Origin of the sequence: Dyella thailandensis (assembly GCF_050749815.1) — a bacterium.
GTDB lineage: Bacteria > Pseudomonadota > Gammaproteobacteria > Xanthomonadales > Rhodanobacteraceae > Dyella_A.
The window spans coordinates 600168-619625 of record NZ_CP192735.1; the positions used below are offsets into that span (position 1 = coordinate 600168).

A 19458-nucleotide genomic window follows, 5' to 3' on the forward strand; every position below is an offset into this window, starting at 1 on the left:
GGTGCTGGCGGCTTGCTTGCTGCTGGCGATGGGCTCGGTGTCGGCACAGCTTGCGCCGCGCCTGACCGCGCAGCTCGCGCTGGATGAGCTGGCCACGGCGCAAGCCGATCTGGCCAAGAGCCAGCCGGCTGCGGGATCGCCGCTGGCCGCGGTAAGCCAGCAACTGGCCGGCATGGCCGACGCGTTGCGGCAAAGCGCGGGAGGCAACGCGAGCCAGCCGGTGGAACTGGTCGGCGACGCGCTGCGCGCCCGCATCGTGCGCGCCCACGCAGCGGCGGCACGGGTGCAGGCCTACCTCGCCGTGTCCGGCGGCTGCGGGGCGAGCGACACGGCGGCGATGCAGGCGGCGCTGTCCGCCGGTGTGGAGCGTCTGGCCGGCGCCACGGCGGCCGGCAAGCAGGTGCCGGCCATCGACAGCGTGCAGAACATGGCGAACGTGCCGCTGTTCGCCCTGCATCCGGCAGCACTGCCGGTCGGCAAGCCGCTGACGTTCGCGCTGGTCGGCTCCGACCTCGCCGATGCGCAGTGCGCCGATCCACGCGTCAGCGCTACCGACGCCGCCGGCAAGCCGTTGGCCAGCCAACCCGTGCTCACCGGAGCCTCGCCGGCGCGGCTGGAACTGCGCTGGCCGGATGCGGCTGCGCTGCCCAGCGGCCCCGTGGTGCTGCACGTGGCGACGCAGCGCAAGGTGTTCCTGCTGGGCTGCTCGGCTTTGCCCGAGGCCGATGCAGTAGTGCAGGTGGCGCCGCCGGTGCGGTTCGACGTGGACTACGTGCTGGAGGCGGTGTGCCCGGCGCAGGGCGGCACGGTGCCGTTGGGGCATGGCCGGTTGCCGACGCTCAACGGCTACGGCGCCACCGTTTCGCAAGCGGTGAATACCTCCGCCTGTGCGGAGCCCGACGCGTACCGGCTTAGCGCGACCGTCACCCAGGCCGACGGCAGCTCGCAGGTCGCCGGTCCATTCACCCAGAGCGCGCAGGCGACCATTACCGCGGGCTTGCCTGGCGGCTTGTCGATGAGCTGGAGTCCTTCGGCACAGGCGCTGTTCGTGCGCTCGGGTGCGGCCAACTGCAAGGGCGCGCCCTGACGGCAAGAGTGCGATCGCGGACGGACGCCCGCGGCCGCGGCGATTCGCTCAGCCGTTCTCGTCCGGTCCGGCGATCACGCGCAGTTCGCTCAGCCCGCCCGGCGCGAGATCCTGCATGAGGTCGGCGAAGTTCATGCCCACTAGGCGCTGCGCGCGGCGCAGCAGCAGCGGGATCGGGCTGGACGGTTCGTGCCGCGCGTAGTACTCGCACAGCTCGTCCAGTCGACGGCGCACGTCCTCCGGGCTCTGGATGCGACCGTTCGATGCGGCCACGCCAGCCACCGCGGCCGTGCCGCCGCCTTCGGCGCCTTCCGTCGCGTCTTCGCTGCCGGCGCCATCGTCTTGCGGGCTGCGCCGGGCGACCTGCGACTCGACGAATTTCTTCAGTTCGTAGCTGTCCGACAGCAGCAGTTTCAGGTCGGGGCCGGCGGTGCCGATGCGCTCGTTGAACAGGGTGTCGATCGCCTTGGCCTGCTCGAGGATGCGGCTGGCCGCGTCCAGCGAGGCGGCCAGGTCGGCTTCGGGGCAATCCATGCAGCAGGCCTCGATGTCGCTCATCGAGGGTAGGCCTTCACCGTTGGGGCTGTCGCCGACCTTCAGCGTGCCGTTGGCGATGCGCAGGTCGCGCAGCGAGAACCGGCCGATGCGCGGGGACTGCACGAACGGCGTGGTGCGCAGGTAGTTGAGCACGCCCAACGGCTCGCCGAACGGCACCACGGCGTTGACGCGCGCGGTGGGGTCGTCGTCGTCCTCCGCGTCCAGCATGGGATGCACGCCTTCCCAGTAGTTCTCCAGCATGCCGCGTACCAGCGCCAGGCCGCCAGCCAGGCCGGCGAGGCCGCCGGTGCGCAGCCAGGCGGTGGACAGGTGCGTGGCTACGCGCAGGTCCTTGGAGCGGCCCAACAGGCCCTCGGCGAGGCTCTTCACCCGATCCCAGTCCGGTTCCTCGGCCGCCTTCACCTCGTCGCCGATGGCGCGCTCGGCCTTGACCGTGGCAGCGCGCTCCAACGCCATGAAGTCGGCGTCGTATTCCAGGTCCGGGCCGCACGGGGCCTCGTCGCTGATGGGCAGGAGCAGGGACTGCAGCGCTTCATCGTTCATGGCGGACTCGACGATCGGGATGGAAGGGGCGTACGCGCCGACCGGTGCCGACCGCGCCGCGGGCACGATCGGGCCGGGGCCGTCTCTCTAGGTAGTGCGTTTTCCGGAGCGGAAACCGGTCACGCCGGCCGCGCCGAGGCTCAGCTTTGCGGCAGCCGGTGCGGATCCACCGCCACCCCCGCCAGCGGCTGGCGGCTGCGCTCGACGACGTGGGCGAGCGTGTGGATGTTGTCGACCAGCCGGTCGCTGAGGCGCTCGACCAGCTCGGCGGTGGGCGGGTCGTCGCTCAGTTCGAGCAGGTCGGTGAGACTGCGCTGCAGGTCGCGCAGCGCGGGCAGGGGCGGCAGCGGCTGCTGTTCGCGCAGGGCTTGCGCCACGTGATGCAGGGCATCGGCGGCGTGCTCCACGAAGCCGCCGATCTCGGCCGGTTCCGGCAGCCGCTCGCGGTCGTCGATCAACGCCTCCAGCGCCATCGCCGTGCGCGCCAGCCGGTTGCCGTTGGCGAACAGGGCCTGGGCCAGTTCCAGCAGCGGCAGCGGCGTGCCGGGTTCGCCGCGCATGCGCTCCAGCGAAGCCTGGGCGTTGGTGCGCGCCATGCGCGCGGCGGTGCGCGTCTCGCGGTGCGCGTCGCGCTCCCCGGGCGCCGCCAGTGCGGCCAGGTAGCGGGCGTAGGCATCGAGCATGTCCGCCAGCGCCGCGCGGGCACGGCCGCGCTCCCAGGTCGGCCACAGCACGTAGGCGATCAGCGCCATGGCGCTGCCCATCGCCGTGTTGATCACGCGGTCGATCACCGCCCCGCCGGGGTCGACCCCTTCGAACGAGAGCAGGATCACCACGGTGCCGGTGAGCGCGGCCACCGCCGCGCCGTAATGCGCGGTGGCCAGGTAGCGGAAGCCCATGCACAGCACGGCCATCAGGGCCAGGTGGGCCCATGGCTCGTTCGGCGTCACGTGCAGCAGCGCGGTGGTGAGCAGCAGGCCGAGCACGGTGCCGACCACCCGCAGCAGGCCGAAGTTGAAGGTGGCGGCGAAATCCGGGCGCAGCACGATGGCGGCAGTCATCGGCACCCAGTAGCCGTGCGGCAGCTTGAGCCAGCGGGCCACCGCCAGCGCGATGCACAGGCACGCGGCGCTGCGCACGGCATGGCGGAACGCCACCGAACGTGGGGTGAGGTTGGCGCGCAACGTGGCCAGCACCGAGTGACTGCGCAGCGCGGCTGGCAGCGGTGTTTCCGCGGCCACCGCGCGCCACTCGCCGCGGCTGCCGGCCCAGCGGGCGTTGCGCACGGCCGCGGCGAGCTGGCCGGTCAGCGCGTGGATATGCACGGCCAGGCCACCGCGTGCCTGCGGCTGGTCGAGCAGGGTGCGTTCGCTGGCCTGCAGGCCGCGCAGCGCGCGTTCGGCGTCCTCCGGCGCATCGCCTGCTTCCAGCGCGTCGGCGATCGTGGCCATCACGCGCGCGGCGTCGTGGCGGAAGATCGCGTGCAGGGTGGGATTGGCGCGCAGCTCGGCCAGCGCGGTGAGTTCCAGCCGGATCCGTTCGGCCAGCTCCAGCAGCACACCGAACGCTTCCATGGCGCGGCCACGGGCGTGATGACGGCCCAGCAGGGTGTGCTGCAGCGCAGTCATCGCCTCGGTGAGCGCGGGCACGTCGGCCTCGTCGTGCGCCTGCTGGCGGGCCAGCTCGGCCAGGCCCCGGAACACCTCGGCCAGCGCCAGGCGCTCGGGCCGGTAGCGCTGCAGCGGCCAGGCGGCTACCGAGAACATCGCCAACAGCATGCCGCCGGCGAAGATCAGCGCGGCGCTGCCGAACGCGGCCGCCACGGTCGGCATCGGCGTGGCGGCGGTCACCACCAGCAGGATCATGCTGGTCATGCCCACGCGGGCGATGTCCACGCCGAACAGCACCAGCATGCCGCCGAGGAATCCCGCCACAGCGGTGGCGACCAGCATCGGTCCGAACTGATCGCCGATCAGCATGCCCACCAGCGAGGCCAGCGCCGCCGCCAGCGCAGCCAGCAGCAACCGCCAGATGCGCTGGCGATATGGCCCCGGCTGATCGGAAAACATCGTGTTGAGCGCGCCGGCGCCCACGCCCAGGCCGATCGCCGTGTGCCCGGTGGCCATGCCCACCGCCAGCGGCAGGATCACCGCGGCGGTATTGCGCAGCACCACCCGCAGCGGCACGTCCGGACGCCGCGTGCGGGTCAGGCTTTCCATCACGTTGCTGCGGAGCGAGTAGCTGCGGGCGATCATGCCGCGTCGGTTCCGATGAGGAAGGTGCCGGACGATTCTGCACCAGGCTCCGTCAAGCCGGTGCAGGCGCGACACTGCGCGCCCGCACCTTTACGTCCCTGCGTCAGCCGGCGCTCAGGCGCGGCCGGCGAATTCGCCGGTGGTGGTGTTCACCCACACCTTCTCGTCGTTGCTGATGTATTCGGGCACCTGGATCTCGATGCCGGTGTTGAGCTTGGCCGGCTTGGCGCGCTTGGTGGCGCTGGAGCCCTTCATTTCCGGCGCGGTGTCGACCACCGTCAGCACCACGCTGGTGGGCACCTGCAGGCCAACCGGCGCGTCGTCGATCAGCTGCACGTAATAGCCCTCGACCTCTTCCACGATGTAGCCGGCATTGTCGCCGACCAGCTCGGGGCTGAGCAGGTACTGGGTGTAATCCTCGGCGTCCATGAACACGAACGCGTCGCCGTCCATGTAGGAGAAGTTGGCGGCGCGGCGCACCAGGTCCATCTCCTTCAGGTCGTCATCGGCGCGCAGGCTGAGGTCGTACTTGCGACCACCGGGGATGGAATACATGGTGAAGCGGAACGTGACGTTGCCGCCGCGCGCGGTGGGCGCGCTGCGCTCGATGTCGCGCACCTGGTAGACGGTGCCGTCGTGTTCGACCACGTTGCCTTTCTTGACGTCGGAAGCTTTCATGGGTTTGGCCGGGATTTGGTATGGGAAAGTAGGTAGATATCAGTTGCCTCGCCGTCATTCCCGCGAACGCGGGAATCCACTTGGCTCTTGCATGGAAAGGCGAAAATGGATTCCCGCATTCGCGGGAATGACGACGCGTTGAAGTGTCCGCTTACTTAGGCTGCAGCCGCACGCCGCCATCCAGGCGAATCGTCTCGCCGTTGATGTAGCGGTTGGTGAGGATGAAGGCGGCGGTGGCGGCGAATTCCTCGGGCGTGCCCAGGCGCGAGGGGAACGGGATCGACGCGCCCAGCGACTCCTGCACCGCTGGCGGCATGGAGTCCACCATCGGCGTCCAGAAGATGCCCGGCGCGATGGTCGCCACGCGGATGCCGAAGCGCGCCAGTTCACGCGCCATCGGCAGGGTCATGCCGACCACGCCGCCCTTGGAGGCCGAGTACGCGGCCTGGCCGATCTGGCCTTCGTAGGCGGCTACCGAGGCGGTGTTGATGATCACGCCGCGCTCGCCGTCCTCGCCCGCCTCGTTGCCCTGCATCAGCGCAGCGGCGGCCTTGGCGACGTTGAAGCTGCCGACCAGGTTCACCATCACCGTGGTCTGGAACTGCGACAGCGCCATCGGGCCTTCCTTGCCCAGCACGCGGCCGGCGCCGAGGATGCCGGCGCAGTTCATCACTACATTCAGCCCGCCCATCGCCTCGCGCGCGGCGGCCACGTTGGCGCTCACGCCCTCTTCGGAGGTGACGTCGGTGCGATAGAAGCGTGCCGCCTCGCCGAGGCTGGCGGCCGCCGCCTGGCCCTTCTCCTCGTTGACGTCGAACAGCGCCACCTTCGCGCCCTGCGCGACCAGGTGCTGGGCGACCGCGTGGCCGAGTCCGGAGGCGCCGCCGGTGATGACGGCCTTGACCTGAGCGAGCTGCATGGAGAGTTCCCGAAGCGTGGAAAACCGCGATTTTAGCGGAGCGGCCGGGGCGCCAGCCATGGGCGCGGCGTGCGCTGTCTAGATCAGTGGGCGCGGGCCAGCCGTGCCTGCCACGCCGGCTGCTCGCGCAGCTCGCGGAACGGGATCAGCGGCGGGGGCGGATTGGCCGGTTCGCCGAGCGTCTTTTGCCACACGCCCACATCCCACCATTGCCCCAGCTTGTAGCCGGCCTGGCGCCACACGCCGGCGGGCGTGAAGCCCATCGCCTCGTGCGCGGCCACGCTGGTGGTGCCGGGCAGGGTGATCACGCCCACCGCCTGGTAGATGTGCTGCATGCGCATCGTGTCGAGCAACGCGCCGTACAGCCGGCGGGCGATGCCGCGGCGCTGCGCCTCGGGGTGCACGTAGATCGAGGTCTCGGCGATCCAGTCGTAGGCGGCGCGTTCGCGGAAGCGGCTGGCGTAGGCATAGGCCAGCACGGCGCCGGCTTCCTCCCATACCAGCCAGGGGTAATGCACGAGCCTGGCCAGCACGCGCTCGCGCATCGCCTCGACCTCCGGCGGCACGGTCTCGAACGTGGCCACGCCTTCGAGCACGTGCGGCAGGTAGATGGCGTGGAACGCCGCGGCATCGTCGCCGGTGGCGATGCGGATCATGCGAGCACCTTCTCCATGCACACGCTGCGCGGATTGGCGTGATGCTCGCCGAACGGCGGACAGCGGCGGTAGCCGGCGCGTTCGTAGAGCTCCAGCGCCTCGGCCTGGGCGGTACCCGCTTCCAGTTTCACCTTATGGCCGCCGCGGCTGCGCACGTGCGCTTCCATCGCTTCGAGCAACTGCTTGCCCAGGCCCAGGCCGCGGCAGGCCGGCAGCACGTACATGCGCTTGATCTCCACGTAGTCACCCTCGTCGATGCACGCGCCGCACGCCACCGGATCGCCGTCTACGCGGGCGGTGAGCAGGGTGACCTGCGGGCGCTGCAGCGCGGCCAGCGACACCGGCTCGATGTTGCCGGTGGGATGCAGCTCGGCGAGATAGCCGTCGGTGGGTTCGATCAGCGGACGCAGCTCGGGCAGGGCCGGATCGTCGACGCGGAATTCGAGCCGGGGTGCGGTGCAGGTATCCATGCTCACATGTATTTCCAGTTGCGGTGCTTGCCCTCGGCCAGCCATTCCAGCGTGATGGCGAGGCGCTTGCTGCGGGTGGCGTCGGTTTTCGCACCGGTGATCCAGTCGGTGTACTCGCGCTGCGCGCTGGGGCTGAACGCCTCGAAATGCCGCTTGGCCGCGGCATGCTTGCGCAGTGACAGCGCGGCGGCGAGATCCTCCGGTACGGCCGGCGCAGGCTTGGCGGCGGCGCGCGAGCGCGGCGATGGCGCACCCGTCTCGATGCGCTGCATGGCCGCCTTCACCGCCGCCATCAAGGTGCGTTTGGATGGCAGGTCCCCCACCGCGGTGAGCTTGCCGTACTGGCCCATGCCATCGGCGTCACCGGCCTTCGCGTCCGGCTGCCAGAACCCGAAGCCGCAGTGCTGCTTGAACGCCGCCATCATGCACAGCGGCCGGCCTCGGTATTCGAAGAACGGCATGCGCCACTTGAGCGTCTCGGTCACATCCGGGCAGGCCGCGTGCACCACGGCGCGCAACCGTTCGAGCACGGGGCGTGCGAACGGTGCCGCGGCGGCAATGTAGTCGTCCACGCGCGCGTCGGTGTTCATGGTGCACCTCCTTCTACAGGTCCAGCAGAAAGAAACGGTCGCAACTGAAGTGGCCGGTGCCGCCCATCGGCGCGCACAGCGGCTTGAAGCCGCTGCGCAGGTACAGCGCCTGCGCCTGGTCCATGCCGGTAAGCGTTTCCAGATAGCAGCGGGCGAAGCCGTGGGCGCGGGCGGCGTCCAGGCAGCGCTGCATCATCGCAGTGCCGGCGCCGATGCCACGAGCCTCGGGCAGGAAGTACATCTTGCGCAGTTCGCACACGTCCGGCTCGCCGTTCTGCAACGGCGCCACGCCGGCGCCGCCCACTACGCAACCGTCCAGCTCCACTACGAAATAGCTGCAGCGCGGCTGCGCGTAGGCCGCGGTCATGTGGTCGACCTCGGGATCGTGGATGGCGAAGCCGGGGCCGTCGGCGCCGAAGCTCGGCATCACGGTGCGGATCACGTCGGCGACGGCCGCGTCGTCACGGGTCTCGATGGGGCGGATGGTGAAGGCGGTGCTGCGTTCGGTCATGGCGTGGTCGGGGAGGCAGAAGCTGTGTCGGGAGAACGATAGATGGTGCCGCTCTTCATCACGAACACGGGGTGGCGCAGCGCCTGGATGTCGCGGCTGGGGTCGCCCGCGAACGCGGCCAGGTCAGCGAACTGGCCCGGCGCGATGCGGCCGAAATGACCCTGCTCGCGCAGCACGCGCGCGGCCACATCGGTGGCGGCGTGCAGCGCCTGCACCGGTGTCATGCCGTCGGCGACCATCAGCGCCGGTTCGCGCCAGTTCTCGCCATGCGCGAACACGCCCACGTCGCTGCCGTTGCCGATGGTCACGCCGATCTTCAGCGCGGTGCGGAAGGCGTGCTCGGCCTCCTTCATCGCGGGCGTCGGTTCGGACTTCCCGGGCACGTAGTGCTGGAAGTATTCGGAGGTGGCTTCCACCGCGGTGAGCGTGGGCTCGTAGGCGATGCCTTTCTGCTTCATCAGGCGGAACGTCGCTTCGCTGGTGCCGTAGCCGTGCTCGATGGTGTCCACGCCGGCCTCCACCGCGTTGCGCACGCCCGCTTCGCTGGCCGCATGGGCGGCGACCGGGCGGCCGATCTGGTGGGCGGCGTCGACGATCGCCCGGATCTCGGCCGGGGAAAGCGTGGGCATCGTCTCGCCGTGGTCGCCCACGCGGTAGTCGGCATAGAGCTTGATCCAGTCCGCGCCGCGTGCGGCCTGCTCGCGCACCGCGGCCACGGCCGCGTCCACGCCGGTCACCGGCTGCGCGCCCTGCGGCAGGTCGAGGTCGGGACGGAAGCCGCGCGGGCCCGGGCCATAGCTGGCGGTGGCGACGATGGCGCGGGTGGCAACGAACATCCGCGGGCCGGGGATCAGGCCGTTGTCGATGGCGCGCTTGATCGATACGTCGGCAAAGCCGGCGCCTTCGGTGCCCAGGTCGCGCAGCGCGGTGAAGCCGGCCAGCAGCGTGGCCTTGGCATGCGTGGCGGCCTCGAGCGTGCGGTAGTCTTGCGGCTCGGTGAGCACCTGGTCGTTCCACAGCGTCTCGTTGTACGGATGCAGGAACAGGTGCGAGTGCAGGTCGATCAGGCCGGGCGTCAGCGTGGTGCCGGGCAGGGTGATGCGCTGCGCATCGGCGGGTGCCTTGATCGCGTCGGCCGGACCGACCGCTGCCACCTTGCCGTCGTGCACCAGCACGGCCCAGCCGGCGTGTGCGGCGTCGCCATCGGCGGTCCATACGCGATCGGGGAGCAGCAGGGTGTCCTTCGCCGATGCTTCGGCGGCAGCGGCCAGTGGCGCGATCGACAGCAGCGCGGCGCAGACGGCGGACCAGACTCCAAGATCTAGGCGCATCGGATTCCCCTCGAAACGTTCTTTCCTCACCGATTCTAGCGGCGCCCGCGGCGATGTCTCGCTCGCCACGGTAGGAGCGCACCTTGTGCGCGACCTTGGCCCACCCCGGCGAGGCCGCGCATGTTTGATCCGGCCGGCGAGCGGTCGCGCACAGGGTGCGCTCCTACAGGTGATCGTGCGCTGGTGCCGGCGCTCAGGCCGCCGTGCGTGCGCGGGTCACCCGGCTGGCGGTTTCCTTGTGCAGCTGCGCGGCGAGCCAGGCGCCGGTGGCGACCAGCAGATCGAGATCCACGCCCGTGTGCATGCCCATGCCGTGCAGCATGTACACCACGTCTTCGCTGGCCACGTTGCCCGTTGCGCCCTTCGCGTACGGGCAGCCGCCGGTACCGGAGACCGCGCTGTCGACCACGCGCACGCCTTCCTCCAGACAGGCCAGGATGTTGGCCAGTGCCTGGCCGTAGGTGTCGTGGAAGTGCACGGCCAGCGCGTCCATCGGCACCTCGTCGGCCACCGCGCGCAGCATGGCGCGCGCCTTCGCCGGCGTGCCCACGCCGATGGTGTCGCCGAGCGATACCTCGTAGCAGCCGGTCGCGTGCAGCCGCTGTGCCACGCGCACCACGTCGGCTACCGGCACCTCGCCCTGGTACGGGCAGCCAAGCACGGTGGAGACGTAGCCGCGCACCTTCACGCCGTCGGCCTTGGCGCGTTCCAGCACCGGCAGAAAGCGTTCGATCGATTCGTCGATCGAAGCGTTGATGTTCTTGCGGTTGAACGCCTCGCTGGCCGCGGAAAACACCGCCACCTCGGTGGCGCCCACGGCGCGGGCGCGCTCGTAGCCCTGCAGGTTCGGCACCAGCACTGGGTAGCTCACCCCCGGCACCTTGCGGATGCCGGCGAACACCTCGGCCGCGTCGGCCAGTTGCGGCACCCACTTCGGGCTGACGAAGCTGGTCGCCTCGATGGTGGTCAGGCCGGTGGAGGACAGCCGGTCGATCAGCGCGATCTTCACCTCGGCCGGCAGCAGGGTCCTCTCGTTCTGCAGGCCATCGCGGGCGCCGACTTCGACAATGCGGACGTGGTTGGATGCGGTCATGGTGTTCTCCGTGGCAGCCCCGGGTCGTTGTAGGAGCCCGCTCGCGGGCGATGTTTTTGCTCCTGATGCCCATCGAAGCCAAGAGCATCGCCCGCGAGCGGGCTCCTACACGGATCAGGCGCGTTCACTCGGTGGCGAAGCGCACCAGCACGGTGTCGGCTTCGACGAAATCGCCCTGGCTCGCGCTGAGGCTTTCGATGGTGCCGGCGCGCGGGGCCTTCAAGGCGAGTTCCATCTTCATCGCTTCCATCACGATCAGCTCCTGGCCCTCGGCGACTTCGTCACCGGCGGCGGCCTTCACCAGCACGATGCGGCCGGGCATCGGCGCGACGAGCTGGTTGCCGCCGGCGGCATCGCTGCTTTCCCAGGCGTAGGCAGCGGCACGGCCGAGATGATGGCGCTGGCCGTCGACGTCGTGCAGCAGCACGCGACTGGCGTCGGCGCGCACGGCCAGGCGCAGCGCGTCTCCGTCGAAGCGGGCGCTCAGGGTTTCGCCGTCGTGGCGGGCGCCGCTGACTTCGCAACGGTCGTCACCGTGGCGCATGCGGTAATGGCCGGCGTGGCCGTAGGCTTCCACTTCGTAACGGTGGCCGTGGCGTTCCAGTGCCACCAGTCGGCGGCCTTCGTGGCCGATGCGCCAGGCATCGGCGAGCGCCCACGGCGAGTGCGGATCGCTGCCGCGGCGCGTGGCCGACATCGCGGCGCATTCGTCGTGCAGCAGGGCGGCGGTGGCGGCGGCGAACAGCACATAGTCCGGCGGTGCCACGTCGCCGACGAGGAACTCGTCCAGGTGGCGGTCGAGATAACCGGTGTCGATGCGGCCTTCCACCACCACCGGATGACGCGTCAGCCGCTCGAGAAAGGCGATGTTCGATTTCGGCCCGGCGATCTCGCACTCGGCCAGCGCCTCGCGCAGGCGCAGCAGGGCGCGCGGGCGATCGGCGTCGAACACGATCAGCTTGGCGATCATCGGGTCGTAGAAGATGGTGACCGTGTCGCCCTCGATCACGCCGCCGTCCAGTCGCACGTGTTCGGACGGCGCCGGTAGGCGCAGGCGCAGCAGCTTGCCCGAGCCGGGCAGGAAGTTCTGCTCCGGGTCTTCGGCGTACAGGCGCACCTCGATGGCGTGGCCGTGCGCGCGGATCTGCTCCTGCACCAACGGCAGCGGCTCGCCCGCGGCCACGCGCAGCTGCCATTCCACCAGGTCCAGCCCCAGCGTGAGCTCGGTGACCGGATGCTCCACCTGCAGGCGCGTGTTCATCTCCATGAAGAAGAACTCGCCGGTCGGTGCCACGATGAATTCCACCGTGCCCGCGCCGACGTAGTTCACCGCCTTGGCCGCAGCCACCGCCGCCTCGCCCATGGCGGCGCGTCGCGCGTCGTCGAGGAAGGGCGAGGGGGTTTCCTCCAGCACCTTCTGGTAGCGGCGCTGCGCCGAGCACTCGCGCTCGTTGAGGTGGATCACGTGGCCCTGGCTGTCTCCGAACACCTGGAACTCGATGTGCCGCGGATGCTCGACGTAGCGCTCCAGGATCACCCGCGCATCGCCGAACGAGGACTGCGCCTCGCGCTGGGCCGAGGCCAGCGCGTCGGTGAACTCGGCCTCCTTGCGCACGATGCGCATGCCCTTGCCGCCGCCGCCCGCGGCGGCCTTGATCATCAGCGGAAAGCCGGTGGCGCGCGCTTGTTCGGCGAGGAAAGCGCCGTCCTGGTTATCGCCGTGGTAGCCCGGCACCAGCGGCACGCCGTGGGTTTCCATCAGCGCCTTGGCGGCGGCCTTGGAGCCCATCGCCTCGATGCTCTCCGGTCGCGGGCCGATGAAGGCGATGCCGGCGTCGCTGCAGGCGCGGGCGAAGTCGGTGTTCTCCGAGAGGAAGCCGTAGCCGGGGTGGATCGCCTGCGCGCCGGCTTTCTTCGCCACCGCGAGGATCGCGTCGCCGCGCAGGTAGGAGTCGGCCGGGCGCGGACCGCCGATCGGAAAGGCTTCGTCAGCCAGGCGCACGTGCTGGGCGTCAGCATCGGCTTCGGAATAGACCGCGATGGTGCGGATGCCGAGGCGCCGGCAGGTGCGGATCACGCGGCAGGCGATCTCGCCGCGGTTGGCAATCAAAACGCGCTCGAACATGCGAAGTCCCTGAATGGCATGCGCCGTGATGCAAAGCCCGAAACGGTAGCAGAAGGGCGGTTTCCAGCCGATGCGCAGCGCAGCAAGCCGGGCATCGTGGAGATGGACCGGTGTTGCTGTGGGGCGAGGTTGGTCGCGCACAGGGTGCACTCCTACAGGGCTTCGTCTCGTAGGAGCTCACCCTGTGAGCGACAGGTGTCGCATCAGGGCGAAGGGTGGCTGCTACGGCGTGAGCTCCAGTCGGTGCAGAGCGGGTGACTACATCACCCAAGCCGCCGCACGCTTGCCCAGAAACGCGCCCAGCCCCTCCTGCCCCTCGGCCGACACGCGCAGCCGTGCGATCAGCGCCGCGTTCTCCTCGTCGATCCGCTCGGCGGCGGACTCATCCAGCCCGGCCATCCCTAGGGCCAGCGTCTTGGCTTCCGCTTGCGCCACCGGCCCGGCCTTGCCGAGAAAGCCGAGCACGCGCTGCACCGCCTCGTCCAACTGTTCGCGCGGCACCGCCTCGTGCAGCAGGCCGATGCGCGCCGCCGCGGCCGCGTCGAAGAATTCGCCGGTGAGGAACAGCCGGCGCGCCTGGCGCAGGCCGATCGCGGCGATCACGTAGAGCGAGATCACCGCCGGCACCAGGCCGAGCTTGACCTCGGTGAGCCCGAATTTCGCGCCTTCAACGCCGATGGCGATATCGCAGCAGGCGATCAAACCCACGCCGCCGCCAAACGCAGCGCCGTTGACGCGCGCGATCGTCGGCTTGGGGCAGAACTGCAGGCGGCGCATCAGTCGAGCCAGGCGCATCGAATCGTCGCGGTTCTGCTGCTCGCTGGCCTGCGCCATCGAACGCATCCAGTTCAGGTCGGCGCCGGCGGAGAAGCTCTCGCCTTCGCCGGTGAGCACGATGGCGCGTACGTGGTCGTCGCGGCCGGCGTCCTCGATGGCGGCAGTCAGCTCGGCGATCAGCGCGTCGTCAAAGGCGTTGTGCACCTCCGGACGGTTCAGGGCGATGCGGCGCACGCGGTCCTGGTCGGCGATCGAGAGGCGGCTCGTCATGGCGGAATCCCTTGGCAAAGAGCCGCGATGATAAACGCCCGCCCACTGCGGGGCGGGGTTGAATGCGGTGGGGCAGGGAACGATATACAATGCGAACCATTCCTATTTAGGCCAAAGCCTGTGCGCCTGTCCGAACTGCCCAAGGGTTCGCCTGCTGTGGTGGACCGCGTGGATGATGCCCATCTGGACGATGCGATCGCCCAGCGCCTGCGCGACCTTGGTTTCGTCGCGGGCGAGCCGGTGCGGCTGGTGGCGCGCGGCCCGCTCGGTGCCGATCCGCTGCTGATCCAGGTTGGCTCCACCCGCTTCGCCCTGCGGCGCAGCGAGGCGGCGCGGGTCACGGTGCGCATGCAGGAGGCGGCGTGAGCGCCAGCACCTTGCGCATCGCCCTGGTCGGCAACCCAAACTGCGGCAAGACCGCGCTGTTCAACCAGCTCACCGGCGGGCGGCAGAAGGTCGCCAACTACGCCGGCGTCACGGTGGAGCGCAAGGAGGGCCGCTTCACCGCGCCGTCCGGTCGCGTGCTGCACGTGCTGGATCTGCCGGGCACCTACAGCCTCGATGCGACCAGCCCGGATGAGCAGATCACCCACGACGTCTGCGCCGGCAATTACCCCGGTGAACCTGCGCCAGATCTGATCGTCTGCGTGGCCGACGCCACCAACCTGCGCCTGCACCTGCGCTTCGTGCTGGAGGTGAAGCGTCTGGGCCGGCCGATGGTGCTGGCGCTGAACATGATGGATGCGGCGCGCCGCCGCGGTGTCACCATCGACGTGGCCGAACTCTCGCGCCGGCTGGGCATGCCGGTGGTGGAAACGGTGGCCGTGCGGCGCGACGGCGTGAAGGCGTTGATCGAACGTGTGGACGGCGCGATGCCGGTCGCCGCACCGGTGCAACCGGACGATCCGGTCAGCCGCGCCGACCTGCATGCCGAGGTACGCGCGCTGCTGGCCGCCACCGTCACCATGCCGCGCGCCACCGACGCGGTGGACGATGCGCTGGACCGCTGGGCGCTGCATCCGGTGTTCGGACTGGCGATCCTGGCGCTGGTGATGTTCCTGGTGTTCCAGGCGGTGTATTCGGTGGGCAAGCCGATGACCGATGCGATCGCCGACGGCTTCGACTGGATGGGCGCGCACGTTGCCGCGTGGATGCCGCCCGGGCCGCTGCAGAGCCTGGTCACCGACGGCATCTTCGGCGGCATCGGCACGGTGCTCGGCTTCCTGCCCGAGATCCTGGTGCTGTTCGTGTTCATCCTCACGCTGGAGGAGTCCGGCTACCTGCCGCGCGCGGCGTTCCTGCTCGATCGGCTGATGGTGTCGGTGGGGCTCACCGGGCGCTCGTTCATTCCGCTGTTGTCGAGCTTCGCCTGTGCCATCCCCGGCATCATGGGCACGCGTTCGATCACCGATCCGCGCGACCGTCTGGCGACGATCCTGGTGGCGCCGCTGATGACCTGCTCGGCGCGCCTGCCGGTGTATGCGCTGCTGATCGGCGCGTTCATTCCCTCGCGCCGGGTGCTGGGCGTGTTCAACCTGCAGGGCATGGTGCTGTTCGCGCTGTACGCCATCGGCATTCTCGGCGCGATGCTGGTGGGCTGGGTGATGAAGCGCATCCGCCGCGACAAGAGCGAGCACGCGCTGCTGATGGAGCTGCCGTCCTACCGCCTGCCCAAGCTGCGCGACGTGTCGATCGGGCTGTGGGAGCGCGGCATGATCTTCGTCAAGCGGCTCACCGGCGTGATCCTGGCGCTCACCGTGATCATGTGGTTCATCTCCACCTTCCCGGGGCCACCGCCCGGCGCCACCGAGCCGGCCATCGAGTACTCCATCGCCGGCTACCTGGGCCGCGGCCTGCAGCACATCTTCGCCCCGATCGGCTTCAACTGGCAGATCAGCCTGTCGCTGATCCCCGCCTTCGCTGCGCGTGAGACTGCGGTGGCCGCGCTGGCCACGGTGTACGCGGTGGGTGGCGATGCGGTGGGCGGTGCGGGGCTCGGCCACGCGCTGGCGGTGAACTTCCCGCTGGCCAGCGCGCTGTCGCTGCTGGTGTGGTTCGCCTTCGCACCGCAGTGCATGTCCACGCTGGCGGTGATCCGCCGCGAGACCGACTCCTGGCGCAATGTGGCGATCTCCTTCGGCTACATGTTCGCGCTGGCGTACCTGGCCTCCTTCATCACCTACCACGTCGCGGTGTGGCTCTCGTGAGCACGGGCCTGCTCGTGCAATACGTGTTGATCGGGCTGATCCTCGTGGTCAGCGTGGCTGTGGTGGTGCGCAAGCTCGCACCCAAGCCGACCGCGCGCTGGCTGGCCGCCGCCGCGCTGCGGCTCGATCGCCCCGATGCCGCGGGCTGGAAGCGCTGGCTCGCCCACGCCATGCAGCCCAAGCAGACCACCGGCAACTGCAGCGACGGCTGCGACACCTGCGGCGCCTGCGGTCCCAAACCGCCCGCCGCCGCGCACCCGCCCGTGGCGGTGGAGCCGGTGCCGCTGCATTTTCGGCCACGCGACAAATAGATAGATGTGAGGCGGTCGCGCACAGGATGCGCGCGACCGTTGTTGTAGGAGCGCACCCTGTGCGCGACCGCCTCAGCTCACACCAGTCGCAACTGCACGCCCAGCGCCTCGAGCGCCTCGACGTATTCGGCCGGCGCGCTGGCGTCGCTGATCACCATGTCGAGCGCTTTCATCGGCGCAATCACCGACAGGCTGCGCTGGCCGAACTTGCTGGCGTCCAGCACCGCGACGGTCTGTCGCGACACCCGCACCATCAGCGCGTTGAGCGACGCCTCCAGCGGATCGGGCGTGGTGACGCCGATGGCCGGGTCCAGGCCGTCCACGCCGAGAAACAGACGATCGGCGGATAGCCGCGACAGCGCCTGCTCGGCATCGGGGCCGGCCAGCGAATAGGACGTGGGGCGCAGCATGCCGCCGAGCATCATCACCCGCACGCCGCTCAGGCCACTCAGCTCCAATGCGATGTTGAGTGCATTGGTGATCACCGTCAGTTCGTTCCAGCGACGCTGCCGCAGGGCGCGGGCAATCTCCACCGTGGTGGAGCCCGAATCGATGATGATGGTCTCGCCGTCCTGCACCAGCTTGGCCGCGGCCTCGCCGATGCGCCGCTTCTGCGGGTGGTGGCGGGTTTCCTTGATGGTCAGCGGGGTGTCCTGCTGCGAGGGTGCCACCGGCACCGCGCCGCCGTGCGAACGGGTGAGGGCGCCAGCGCGATCGAGCGCTTCCAGATCGGCGCGGATGGTCACGGCGGAAATGCCGAAGCGCTGAACCAGCTCCTCCACGGTGACCCGGCCCTGGGCTTCCACCTGCTCGACGATCAGCCGGCGACGTTCTTCCAGCAGCAGTTTCGGGGCGGCGGCCTTGCGGCTCTTGCTCATGCGATTCCCAGCAGACGGGCGGCGTTGTCGTGGTAGACCTTGCGCAGGATCGCATCCGGCAGGCCGAGCCCGTAGATCGACCAGCGCCCCTGCGGCGGCGTCGCCGCGGGCGCATAGTCGAAGTATTCGTCTTCGGTTTCAAGGAATCGGTAGTAGATCTCGTACAGCTCGTCACCGAGCAACTGCTGCGGCACGTCCTCGCCCCACGGTGGCGGTACCGCGTCGGTGCCGAACAGGATGCGATCCTGGAAGCGCTCGAAGAAGCGCCGGCTGCGCCGCGGCTGACGGCCGAGCTCGGCGATCCGCGCGCTGATGTCCACCAGCACGTTCGGGAAGCGCTCCAGGCAGGCCTCGATGGTGTCCAGCTCCTCGGCCTGGCTGCCCACATGCATCAGCACGAAGGTGGTGCGCGGATGGCGTGCGATCACCCGGTCGCGCGCGGCGATCAGTTCGGCATGGCTGGGATACTCCGGGCCGTAGAACGACCAGTCCGGGTGGTGCGCCAGCTCTTCGTAGCGCTCGTTGTGGCGGTCGGTGGGCCGGAAGAAGGCGAGCGGGTCGGCCGTGTGGATGAACACCGGCATGTCCAGCGCCGCGCAGGTTTCCCACATCGGATCGAAGCGTGCATCGTCCACGCCGACCAGCGCGCCCTGATCGATGCCCTCGCGCAGGTACAGGCCCAGGGTCTTGAGCAGCTTCAGGCCGCAGGCGCCGGCACGGTGCGCCCGCTCGATTGCCTCCGCCTGCAGGTGCGGGTAGTCCGGCTCGGCGAACAGGCCGAACGAGGGTTCAGTCATGGTGAGGAAGCGGCCGGGCGCGACGCGATCGAAGCGCGCGATGGTCTCCTCCAGACCGCGGCCGGTACCGCCGGTGAGGTTGACCATCGCACGGATGCCTTTGCGCTCCATCAGCGGCAGCAGCGACGCCGGATCGGTGAAGAAGGTCATCGCCTCGCCCACCGGTACGGTGCCGCGCACGTTGCGCATCCAGCTCAGATGGGTGTGCACGTCGATCACCGGGAACCGCGGACGCTCGATCCGCGTCACCGGAACGCGCAGCATGCTGCGCGGCTGGAATGCGGCCAGCGGCATCGCCAGCTTGTCCGCATCCGGGGCGGTGGCCAGCAGGTTCTTGCCCTCGCTCCCGTGCGACGCAGTCACACGGGGCGGCGGTGCACAGCAGCCGCAGAAGCGCGGCCGCGCAGGCTGTCCGGTGTCGTCGTCGCTAGCGCCCATCGAGTCCTCGCTCAGCGCGGGTAGCGCTGCATGATCTCATGCACCTGGCGAGTCAGTGCGACGGCCTGGTCGAAGGGGCGCAGCCACATGTTGCGGCCGAACATCACGCCGCTGGCGCCGGACTGCATGTAGAACTCCACCTTGCGCAGCACCGCTGCGTCGTCGTCGTTCTTCTCGCCGCCGGAGAACAGCACCATGGTGCGCCCGGCCGAGCGCACCACGCGGGCGCAGCGGGCGGCGGCATCCTCGCTCAGCTTGTCGTACGGCGCGGGCACGTTGACCACGCTGTCGTTGGGCTCGTGCAGCTTGACGATGTCGGCGCCCAGCTCCAGCGCGACGCGTGCGGCGTAGTCCTGCGCGTACAGCGTGTTGGTGCCGCCCTTGGCGTTCACCGCGCCGCCGCGCGGGTACGACCACAGCACCAGCGGCATGCCGAAGCGCTCGCAGTCGCGACGCACCTGCTCGAACTGGCGGAACTCGTCGTGCTGGCGCGGCGAGCCCACGTACATGGTGTAGCCCACCGCATCCGCGCCTAGCCGCACGGCGTCTTCCACCGAGGCGAACAGCGGCGAGGTGGCCTCCGCATCGCTGGGGATGTTGGTCTTGCCGTTGAGCTTGAGGATCAGCGGCACGCGGCCGCAGTACTCGGTCATGTACTTCTCGGCTAGGCCGATGCCCAGCGCGATGGCAGAAAAACCGCCGGCTTCGGCCAGGGCGAACTGATAGCCCGGGTCGACCGCCGGCGGGTGGGGAAAGAAGTCCGTCGGGCCATGCTCCAGTCCCTGGTCCAGCGGCAGCACCAGCAGGCTGCCGTTGCGCGGACCGGAGCCGTACAGCAAGCGCCACAACCGCGTGCGCTTGCCGTGCGAGAGGGGCAGGGAGGCCAGGGCCGGCGCGGTCGCTTGCAAGTTGTCTTTCATTTCGAATACCTTTGGATGAAAGTTTCGTTGTGTTTCGTTTTTCA

At 69.7% G+C, this 19458-nt stretch carries 19 protein-coding genes; 4 read left to right on the forward strand and 15 right to left on the reverse strand.

The annotated features are described in order from the left end of the window. Window position 1 precedes the first annotated feature (1 nt). The gene (locus ACQVBX_RS02675) at window positions 2-1087 is read left to right on the forward strand and encodes a hypothetical protein (RefSeq protein ID WP_431636360.1); all 1086 of its coding nucleotides are present in this window, start codon (window positions 2-4) and stop codon (window positions 1085-1087) included. A gap of 48 nt (window positions 1088-1135) precedes the next feature. Here the strand turns inward: ACQVBX_RS02675 and tssA are convergent, their stop codons facing one another. The 12 genes from tssA to ACQVBX_RS02735 all read right to left on the reverse strand — a co-directional run bounded on the left by tssA (window position 1136) and on the right by ACQVBX_RS02735 (window position 13863). Further along, complete coding sequence (tssA, locus tag ACQVBX_RS02680) at window positions 1136-2188, reverse strand: type VI secretion system protein TssA (protein WP_431636361.1); 1053 nt, start codon at window positions 2186-2188, stop codon at window positions 1136-1138. 140 nt (window positions 2189-2328) lie between these two features. After that, window positions 2329-4443 carry an FUSC family protein gene (locus ACQVBX_RS02685; RefSeq protein ID WP_431636362.1) on the reverse strand — a complete coding sequence of 705 codons (2115 nt, stop codon included), beginning with the start codon at window positions 4441-4443 and terminating at the stop codon, window positions 2329-2331. 114 nt (window positions 4444-4557) lie between these two features. After that, on the reverse strand, window positions 4558-5121 hold the full coding sequence (gene efpL, locus ACQVBX_RS02690; protein ID WP_431636363.1) for an elongation factor P-like protein EfpL: 564 nt from the start codon (window positions 5119-5121) through the stop codon (window positions 4558-4560). A 151-nt stretch (window positions 5122-5272) separates the two neighbouring features. Next, window positions 5273-6040, reverse strand: coding sequence for an SDR family oxidoreductase (locus ACQVBX_RS02695; protein WP_431636364.1), 768 nt, complete (start codon window positions 6038-6040; stop codon window positions 5273-5275). Window positions 6041-6123: 83 nt separating this feature from the next. Beyond that, window positions 6124-6696, reverse strand: a complete 573-nt coding sequence (locus ACQVBX_RS02700) for an N-acetyltransferase family protein (RefSeq protein WP_431636365.1) — start codon at window positions 6694-6696, stop codon at window positions 6124-6126. Then, window positions 6693-7166: a GNAT family N-acetyltransferase gene (locus ACQVBX_RS02705; protein WP_431636366.1), complete on the reverse strand. Its 474-nt coding sequence runs from the start codon at window positions 7164-7166 to the stop codon at window positions 6693-6695. Before ACQVBX_RS02705 ends, ACQVBX_RS02700 begins: the two co-directional genes overlap by 4 nt. Before the next feature lie 2 nt (window positions 7167-7168). After that, on the reverse strand, window positions 7169-7756 hold the full coding sequence (locus tag ACQVBX_RS02710; RefSeq protein WP_431636367.1) for a YdeI/OmpD-associated family protein: 588 nt from the start codon (window positions 7754-7756) through the stop codon (window positions 7169-7171). A gap of 13 nt (window positions 7757-7769) precedes the next feature. Continuing rightward, window positions 7770-8267 carry a GNAT family N-acetyltransferase gene (locus ACQVBX_RS02715; RefSeq protein WP_431636368.1) on the reverse strand — a complete coding sequence of 166 codons (498 nt, stop codon included), beginning with the start codon at window positions 8265-8267 and terminating at the stop codon, window positions 7770-7772. Further along, on the reverse strand, window positions 8264-9598 hold the full coding sequence (locus tag ACQVBX_RS02720; RefSeq protein WP_431636369.1) for an amidohydrolase family protein: 1335 nt from the start codon (window positions 9596-9598) through the stop codon (window positions 8264-8266). The genes ACQVBX_RS02715 and ACQVBX_RS02720 overlap by 4 nt, the downstream gene beginning before the upstream one ends. A 193-nt stretch (window positions 9599-9791) precedes the next feature. Further along, a complete protein-coding gene (locus ACQVBX_RS02725) occupies window positions 9792-10691 on the reverse strand; it encodes a hydroxymethylglutaryl-CoA lyase (RefSeq protein ID WP_431636370.1) in 900 nt (299 codons plus the stop codon). Window positions 10692-10815: 124 nt separating this feature from the next. Beyond that, window positions 10816-12816 carry an acetyl/propionyl/methylcrotonyl-CoA carboxylase subunit alpha gene (locus ACQVBX_RS02730; protein ID WP_431636371.1) on the reverse strand — a complete coding sequence of 667 codons (2001 nt, stop codon included), beginning with the start codon at window positions 12814-12816 and terminating at the stop codon, window positions 10816-10818. 258 nt (window positions 12817-13074) lie between these two features. Beyond that, window positions 13075-13863, reverse strand: coding sequence for an enoyl-CoA hydratase-related protein (locus tag ACQVBX_RS02735; protein WP_431636372.1), 789 nt, complete (start codon window positions 13861-13863; stop codon window positions 13075-13077). A gap of 120 nt (window positions 13864-13983) precedes the next feature. Between ACQVBX_RS02735 and ACQVBX_RS02740 the strand changes: the two genes are divergently transcribed. Genes ACQVBX_RS02740 through ACQVBX_RS02750 form a run of 3 tightly spaced genes read left to right on the forward strand, consistent with a single transcriptional unit; the run spans window position 13984 to window position 16381 of the window. After that, window positions 13984-14229: a FeoA family protein gene (locus tag ACQVBX_RS02740; protein ID WP_431636373.1), complete on the forward strand. Its 246-nt coding sequence runs from the start codon at window positions 13984-13986 to the stop codon at window positions 14227-14229. Then, window positions 14226-16070 carry a ferrous iron transporter B gene (feoB, locus tag ACQVBX_RS02745; RefSeq protein WP_431636374.1) on the forward strand — a complete coding sequence of 615 codons (1845 nt, stop codon included), beginning with the start codon at window positions 14226-14228 and terminating at the stop codon, window positions 16068-16070. Before ACQVBX_RS02740 ends, feoB begins: the two co-directional genes overlap by 4 nt. Further along, the gene (locus ACQVBX_RS02750) at window positions 16067-16381 is read left to right on the forward strand and encodes a DUF6587 family protein (RefSeq protein WP_431636375.1); all 315 of its coding nucleotides are present in this window, start codon (window positions 16067-16069) and stop codon (window positions 16379-16381) included. Before feoB ends, ACQVBX_RS02750 begins: the two co-directional genes overlap by 4 nt. A 77-nt stretch (window positions 16382-16458) precedes the next feature. Here the strand turns inward: ACQVBX_RS02750 and agaR are convergent, their stop codons facing one another. The 3 genes from agaR to ACQVBX_RS02765 form a co-directional block, all read right to left on the reverse strand. Further along, window positions 16459-17259: a transcriptional repressor AgaR gene (agaR, locus tag ACQVBX_RS02755; protein WP_431636376.1), complete on the reverse strand. Its 801-nt coding sequence runs from the start codon at window positions 17257-17259 to the stop codon at window positions 16459-16461. Continuing rightward, window positions 17256-18419, reverse strand: coding sequence for an amidohydrolase family protein (locus tag ACQVBX_RS02760; protein ID WP_431636377.1), 1164 nt, complete (start codon window positions 18417-18419; stop codon window positions 17256-17258). Before ACQVBX_RS02760 ends, agaR begins: the two co-directional genes overlap by 4 nt. 86 nt (window positions 18420-18505) lie before the next feature. Then, on the reverse strand, window positions 18506-19414 hold the full coding sequence (locus tag ACQVBX_RS02765; RefSeq protein WP_431636378.1) for a class I fructose-bisphosphate aldolase: 909 nt from the start codon (window positions 19412-19414) through the stop codon (window positions 18506-18508). Window positions 19415-19458 lie beyond the last annotated feature (44 nt).

Excerpts from the sequence above, each read along its gene's own strand:
- ACQVBX_RS02700 (WP_431636365.1), bottom strand. The coding sequence starts at position 6,696 with ATGATCCGCATCGCCACCGGCGACGATGCCGCGGCGTTCCACGCCATC.
- ACQVBX_RS02765 (WP_431636378.1), bottom strand. The coding sequence starts at position 19,414 with ATGAAAGACAACTTGCAAGCGACCGCGCCGGCCCTGGCCTCCCTGCCC.
- ACQVBX_RS02730 (WP_431636371.1), bottom strand. The coding sequence starts at position 12,816 with ATGTTCGAGCGCGTTTTGATTGCCAACCGCGGCGAGATCGCCTGCCGC.
- agaR (WP_431636376.1), bottom strand. The coding sequence starts at position 17,259 with ATGAGCAAGAGCCGCAAGGCCGCCGCCCCGAAACTGCTGCTGGAAGAA.
- ACQVBX_RS02685 (WP_431636362.1), bottom strand. The coding sequence starts at position 4,443 with ATGATCGCCCGCAGCTACTCGCTCCGCAGCAACGTGATGGAAAGCCTG.
- efpL (WP_431636363.1), bottom strand. The coding sequence starts at position 5,121 with ATGAAAGCTTCCGACGTCAAGAAAGGCAACGTGGTCGAACACGACGGC.
- ACQVBX_RS02710 (WP_431636367.1), bottom strand. The coding sequence starts at position 7,756 with ATGAACACCGACGCGCGCGTGGACGACTACATTGCCGCCGCGGCACCG.
- ACQVBX_RS02695 (WP_431636364.1), bottom strand. The coding sequence starts at position 6,040 with ATGCAGCTCGCTCAGGTCAAGGCCGTCATCACCGGCGGCGCCTCCGGA.
- ACQVBX_RS02705 (WP_431636366.1), bottom strand. The coding sequence starts at position 7,166 with ATGGATACCTGCACCGCACCCCGGCTCGAATTCCGCGTCGACGATCCG.
- ACQVBX_RS02725 (WP_431636370.1), bottom strand. The coding sequence starts at position 10,691 with ATGACCGCATCCAACCACGTCCGCATTGTCGAAGTCGGCGCCCGCGAT.
- tssA (WP_431636361.1), bottom strand. The coding sequence starts at position 2,188 with ATGAACGATGAAGCGCTGCAGTCCCTGCTCCTGCCCATCAGCGACGAG.
- ACQVBX_RS02735 (WP_431636372.1), bottom strand. The coding sequence starts at position 13,863 with ATGACGAGCCGCCTCTCGATCGCCGACCAGGACCGCGTGCGCCGCATC.
- ACQVBX_RS02715 (WP_431636368.1), bottom strand. The coding sequence starts at position 8,267 with ATGACCGAACGCAGCACCGCCTTCACCATCCGCCCCATCGAGACCCGT.
- ACQVBX_RS02720 (WP_431636369.1), bottom strand. The coding sequence starts at position 9,598 with ATGCGCCTAGATCTTGGAGTCTGGTCCGCCGTCTGCGCCGCGCTGCTG.